Here is a 5785-nt window from a genome sequence, read left to right as displayed (position 1 = left end):
GCAGCGAGAAGCCGACGAAGGCGAGCGTGTTGGCGATCTGGTCGAAGATCGAATAGGGCCGCGTCGCCGCGTAGATGCCGACCGGCAGCGCGACGCACAGGGCCAGGATCTGGGACGAGCCGACGACGAAGAGCGTGGTGGGAACCCGCTGCAGGATCAGCTTGTCGACATTGATGCGGCTGGCGAAGGAGAAGCCCCAGTCACCCTGCGCCATGTTAGAAAGCCAGCGCAGATAGCGAACCATGATCGGGTCGTTGAGACCGAAGCTGGCGCGGATGGCTTCGCGCACCTCGGGCGGTACGTTCGGGTTCGTCGCCATTTCCGAGAACGGATCACCCGGCGCGAGCGCCAGAATCGTGAACAGGATCACGCTGATGCCGAGTAGACTTGGAATGGCGATGAGCAGCCGCCTGATGAGATATGTCGCCATGTATGGGTCTCTGTACGCACGGCAAGGCCGCGAACTGGTGTCGATGACGGTCGGCCCGTCCTGTGGCTGATGAAGCCGCAGGGCGGGCCGGCGCGTTGGCATCCCGTCATGGCGGCTGGCGCCGCCGTGACGGGAATCGGATGTTAGCTACGATACCAGGCCGCGATGTTCCAGCTGTCGACGTCCCAGCCGCTGTGATCATGCGACAGGTTGTTCAACGCGGCGGCGACGCGCGTACGCGACAGCAGCGGCAGGATGACGTTGGCCTCGCAGAAGATCTCGTTGACCTTGATCAGGAACGCGGCGCGCTTGGCCGGGTCCAGCTCCTTCTGCGCGGCCTTGTAGGCCTCGTCGGCAGCCGGGTCGGAGTAGCGCGAGACGTTGCGGCCCAGCCACTTGTTCTCCTTGTTGGCGATCTCCCAGGAGACGAACTGGTTGAGGAAGCGCTCCGGATCGGGCTGCGGCTGCGTCGTCGTGTACATTTCCATGTCCACGTAGAGCTTGGTGTAGGTGTCGGGGTTCGCAACGTCCGACGAGAAGAAAACCGAGGCCGTCACCGACTTCAGTTCCAGATCGATGCCGGCGCGCTGGCAGGCCTGCTTGATGATGGCCTGGGTCTTCTGGCGCGGGGCGTTGATCGAGGTCTGGTAGACGTATTTGAGCTTCTTGCCGTCCTTTTCACGGATGCCGTCGGCGCCCTTCTTCCAGCCGGCGTCGTCGAGGACCTTGTTGGCCTTGTCGATGTTGAACTCGTATTTGAGCTTCGTCGACTTGAACTGCTTGGGCTCGTTCACGAAGCTCGCCGTCGAGGTGCCGCCGCGGCCATAGATGAACTTCTGGACCGAGTCGCGGTCGATCAGGAGATTGATCGCCTGGCGCACGGCCGGGTCCGACAGGGTCGGGTGCTTGGTCTTGGTGCTCGAGCGCTCGCCATCGACCTCGGTCCACGGATCGGTCGTGTTCAGGATGATGAACTCGATATCGCCCGAGGGAACCGCGCTGATCTTGCCGCGGCCGCCGGTCTCCATGCGCTTGAGGACCTCGTCCTCGACCTGCAGGTTCCAGGCATAGTCGTATTCGCCGGTCTGCAGCACGGCGCGCGCCGCCGAGACCGCGTCACCGCCACCCTTGACCTCGATCGTGTCGAAATGCGGCTGGTTCTTGATGTGATAATCGGAGAAGCGCTCGCCGGTGAGGACGTCGCCCGGCTTGAAGTCGACGAACTTGTAGGGGCCGGTACCGACCGGCTTCAGGTTGTCCGGCGCCTCGCGCGACTTGGCGCCGACATAGTCGGCGAAGCGGTGCTTCGGCAGGATCTGGCCGACGGTGCCGACGAAGGGGTCGGCCCAGAACGGCGTCGGCTGCTGGAAGATCACCTTGACGGTGTGGGCATCGACCTTCTCGACCTTGATGTCCTTGTAGGAGCCGGTCGTGTAGGCGGCGGTCGCCGGATCCTTGGCATATTCCCAGGTGAAGACGACGTCGTCGGCGGTCAGCGGCTTGCCGTCATGCCATTTGACGTTCTGCTTGATCTTCCAAGTGACGCTCAGGCCGTCGGCCGAGAGGCCGCCATTGGCGCGGGACGGAACTTCGGCCGCCAGGCACGGAATGAGGTTGCCTTCCTTGTCCCAGCCGGCGAGGGGCTCGTAGAAGATGCGCGAAGCGATCTGGTCCTTGGTGCCCGAGGCGAAATGCGGGTTCAGCAGCGTCGCAGCCTGCCAGAGCAGGATCTTGAGGGGACCGCCGCCGCCAGCCTTGGTCGGCTTGTATTCGAGCGTGGCATCCGCCATCGCGACGTCGTTCCAGATCAGGATCTGGGTTGCGATCGGCGCGGCAATGCCGACCGCCGCCATTTTCTGCATGAAGGAGCGTCGCGACAGCGTGCCTTCCTTCACATCCGCGACCAAGCCGCGGATTTCCTGTTCTTTCATCGAAGCCTCCACCTAAAAAACAAAAATCATCCCCGGCGCCTTCGCACCGTGTTCTCGTTGATGGCCCAGCAAGGCATGTGCCAACGAAAGCGTCAACTGTGCAGCGCAGGGCAGATGCGCGTCTGCCGCGAGGGGCGGGTTTCCGAACGGCGATCATTGCACGAATGCGCCGATTTTTACCGAAGAGAAGCAACGTTATGCCGATTAAGCGACGAAGACGACAGTTTTCTTTTCGTTGAGAACGATGGTGGCCTCCAAAAAATGGAGGATAGGCGGCAGGCGCCGATCGGGCGTGGCTTGTGGCCTCACGGCGGATCCTCTGCGTCGTCGCTGGCATGCAAACGTGGCGGGCACTGTTTTGATCAGGGCTGCGCGCCTCGGCTTGACTCGGCTATGCCAGGAATGGAATGTTTATTCCAACTAGCGGGATGTCTAAAAAATTCCTGCCGTTTCGCCTTGGGAGGCAGGTCTTGTCGCAAGCGGGTTCGTTCGGCCGTGATCTTCACGGCAAGGTTGCCATCGTCACCGGCGGCAGCCAGGGGCTGGGCGAAGCGATCGCCCGCGAATTCGCCGAACGCGGCGCGCGCGGGCTGCTGCTGACCGGGCGCAATGCGGCGCGCGGCGAGGCGGTTGCGGAGAGCCTGCGCACTGCGGGTTGCGAGGCCCGTTTCCACCAGGTCGATCTCGCCGATCTCGACGCGGTCCGGCAGGTCGTGCCGGCAGCCGAGCGGGCCTTCGGCCATCTCGACATCCTCGTGAATGCCGCCGGCGATACCGATCGTGGCACCATCTTCGACACGTCGCCTGAGCTCTATGAGCGCATCATGGCGGTGAATCTGCGCGCGCCCTTCTTTCTGATTCAGGATGCGGCCGATCTGATGCGCCGGCAGGATATTCCCGGCGCCGTCGTCAATATCCAGTCGATGTCGGCCCATGGCGGCCAGCCTTTCCTCTCGGCCTACAGCGTCTCGAAAGCGGCCCTGGCCGCTTTGACGAAGAATGCGGCCTATGGGCTGCTGAAGCACCGCATCCGCGTCAATGGCCTGAATATCGGCTGGATGGCGACGCCGGGCGAGGACGCGATCATGAAGCTGCGCCACGATGCGCAGGATGGCTGGCTAGAGCAGGCCAATGCCTCGCAGCCCTTTGGTCGCCTGATCGATCCGCGCGAGGTCGCCAAGGCGGTCGCCTATCTCGCCTCGGCCGAGTCGGGCCTGATGACCGGCTCCAATATCGATTTCGACCAGACCATTCTCGGCGCGCACGACTAGCCGCCGGATTGCACCGCGGCGCACTGACCGCAAGACAGCCTGACAAGACGTGACGGGAATGACGAAGACCATGAAGATCGGATTGCTGGGCGCCGGCCGCATCGGGCGCATCCATGGGCTGAACGTCGCGGCGCGCGGCGATGCCGAGCTCGTCGCTGTCACCGACGCGATGCCGGAGGCTGCCGCCTCGCTCGCTGCCGCGACCGGCGCGAAGGCTGCGACAACCGAGGCGATCCTCGCCGATGCCGCGATCGACGCGGTTTTGATCTGCACGCCGACCGACACCCATGCCGACCTGATCGAGCAGGCGGTTTCCGCCGGCAAGGCGGTGTTCTGCGAGAAGCCGGTCGATCTCGACGCCGCCCGCATCCGCCGCTGCCTCGCGACGGTCGAGAAGTCCGGCAAGCCGCTGATGATCGGCTTCAACCGCCGCTTCGATCCGAATTTCGCCGCGCTGGAGAAGCGTCTGCGTGCAGGCGAAGCCGGCGCGATCGAGATCGTCACTGTGATCTCGCGCGATCCCTCGCCGCCGCCGGTCGATTACGTCAAGCGCTCCGGCGGGCTCTTCCGCGACATGATGATCCATGATTTCGACATGGCGCGCTTCCTGCTCGCCGAGGAGCCGGTCGAGGTCTTCGCCCTCGGCTCCGCGCTCGTCGACAAGGCGATCGGCGAGGCCGGCGATGTCGATACCGCGGCCGTGATCATGAAGACGGCTTCGGGCCGCATCGCCCAGATCTCGAATTCGCGCCGCGCCACCTATGGCTACGACCAGCGCATCGAGGTGCACGGCTCGAAGGGCATGCTGCGTGCCGGCAATATCCACGAGACGACTGTCGAGGTCGCGACGGGGCAGGGCTTCCGCGCCGATCCCGTGCAGAATTTCTTCCTCGAGCGCTATGCCGCGGCCTATCGTGCCGAGCTCGACGCCTTCATCGCTGCCTGCAACGGCAAGGCCGCGCCGTCCCCGACCGGGCTCGATGGCCTGAAGGCGCAGATCCTCGCCGATGCCGCGACCGAATCCGCCCAGACCGGCAAGCCCGTCCGCGTCGATCTGGGAGCGAAGTGATGACCCCGGCGGAGCGCGATCTGCGCTATTATGCGGCGCTGGGTCTCGCCAGCGAGGCGAGCCATCTGGCGCTGGGCTATTTCAACAAGCGCGAGTCGCTCGGCATCACCATGAAGGGTGCGCAGGACTGGCTGACCGTCGCCGACGGCAAGGTCGAGGACTTCCTGCGCCGCCGCCTCTCGGAGCTTTTCCCGAACGACACCGTCATCGGCGAGGAGGGGGGCGGCCAGGCTTCCGATGCGGTCTGGATTCTTGATCCGATCGACGGCACTGCCAATTTCGCCCATGGCGACCGCAACTGGTGCATTTCCATCGGCTTCCTGGTGAACCGCAGGCCCGAGATCGGCGTCGTTGCGGCTCCCGCTCTGGGCGAGGTCTATGCTGCGCGGCGCGGTGCCGGCGCTAAGCTGAACGGCGATCCGATCAAGGTCTCCGGCGCGGCCGATATTGCCCGCGCTTCGGTCGAGCTCGGTTGGTCGACCCGCGTGCCGGCGCAGAACTATCTCAAGGTGATCGAGCGCGGCTATGCCGCAGGCGCCGCGATGAAGCGGGGCGGCTCCGGCACGCTCGGCCTCTGCCATGTCGCCAATGGCTCAAGCGATGCCTATGCCGAATTGCATATCAATGCCTGGGACGTCGCGGCCGGAATCGTCATCGCCAGCGAGGCGGGCGCCTCCATCAACGACTTCTTCGCCGGCGAGGGCATCGCCAAGGGTAACCCGATCCTGTGCTGCACGCCGGGCCTCGCGGCGCCCCTGCGGGAGATCACCGGAATCATTTAGCCAGCGTCTTATTCCATTGATCTTTCGCAAAAATTCATCTCAGCTTCGTCTCAAGCGACAAGAAATGAAAGATCCGAACAGGGAGGTTCCTATGAAGACGACATCATGGCTCAAGGCGGGGCTTTTCGCCGCGCTCGCCACGGCGGCCTTCGCCGCTACGCCTGCCCGCGCTCAGGGCTCGCTCGTCATGTATTGCGGCGTCCAGGAAGAATGGTGCCGCGCCATGTCGAACGCCTTCGAGAAGGAAACCGGCATCAAGGTCGCGATGACCCGCAAGTCGGCGGGCGAGATCTATGCCCAGC

The 5785-nt window shown here is 64.2% G+C and carries 5 protein-coding genes and 1 pseudogene; 4 read left to right on the top strand and 2 right to left on the bottom strand.

Annotation, left to right across the window (positions count from 1 at the left end; genetic code table 11):
* On the bottom strand, positions 1-430 hold a 430-nt coding region (locus tag Q0Q02_RS22975), incomplete at its 3' end, for an ABC transporter permease (protein WP_293813050.1).
* Between the two features lie 143 nt (positions 431-573).
* Positions 574-2361: a peptide ABC transporter substrate-binding protein gene (locus Q0Q02_RS22970; protein WP_293813049.1), complete on the bottom strand. Its 1788-nt coding sequence runs from the start codon at positions 2359-2361 to the stop codon at positions 574-576.
* A 470-nt stretch (positions 2362-2831) separates the two neighbouring features.
* Here Q0Q02_RS22970 and Q0Q02_RS22965 point away from each other — a divergent pair, with 470 nt between their 5' ends.
* The 4 genes and pseudogenes from Q0Q02_RS22965 to Q0Q02_RS22950 all read left to right on the top strand — a co-directional run.
* Entirely contained in the window at positions 2832-3632 is an 801-nt protein-coding gene (locus Q0Q02_RS22965) for an SDR family oxidoreductase (RefSeq protein WP_293813048.1), read from the top strand.
* Positions 3633-3690: 58 nt separating this feature from the next.
* Positions 3691-4701 (top strand): inositol 2-dehydrogenase, encoded by a 1011-nt coding sequence (iolG, locus tag Q0Q02_RS22960; RefSeq protein ID WP_293813046.1) that lies wholly within the window; start codon positions 3691-3693, stop codon positions 4699-4701.
* The gene (locus Q0Q02_RS22955) at positions 4701-5483 is read left to right on the top strand and encodes an inositol monophosphatase family protein (protein WP_293813044.1); all 783 of its coding nucleotides are present in this window, start codon (positions 4701-4703) and stop codon (positions 5481-5483) included. Before iolG ends, Q0Q02_RS22955 begins: the two co-directional genes overlap by 1 nt.
* A gap of 91 nt (positions 5484-5574) precedes the next feature.
* Positions 5575-5785, top strand: a pseudogene (locus tag Q0Q02_RS22950) (iron ABC transporter substrate-binding protein); the annotation flags it as partial.

Source organism: uncultured Allobosea sp., from assembly GCF_945956895.1.
GTDB lineage: Bacteria > Pseudomonadota > Alphaproteobacteria > Rhizobiales > Beijerinckiaceae > Allobosea.
The sequence above is the reverse complement of the archived record's forward strand: the minus strand, read 5'-3'. Positions and strand labels throughout refer to the sequence as shown.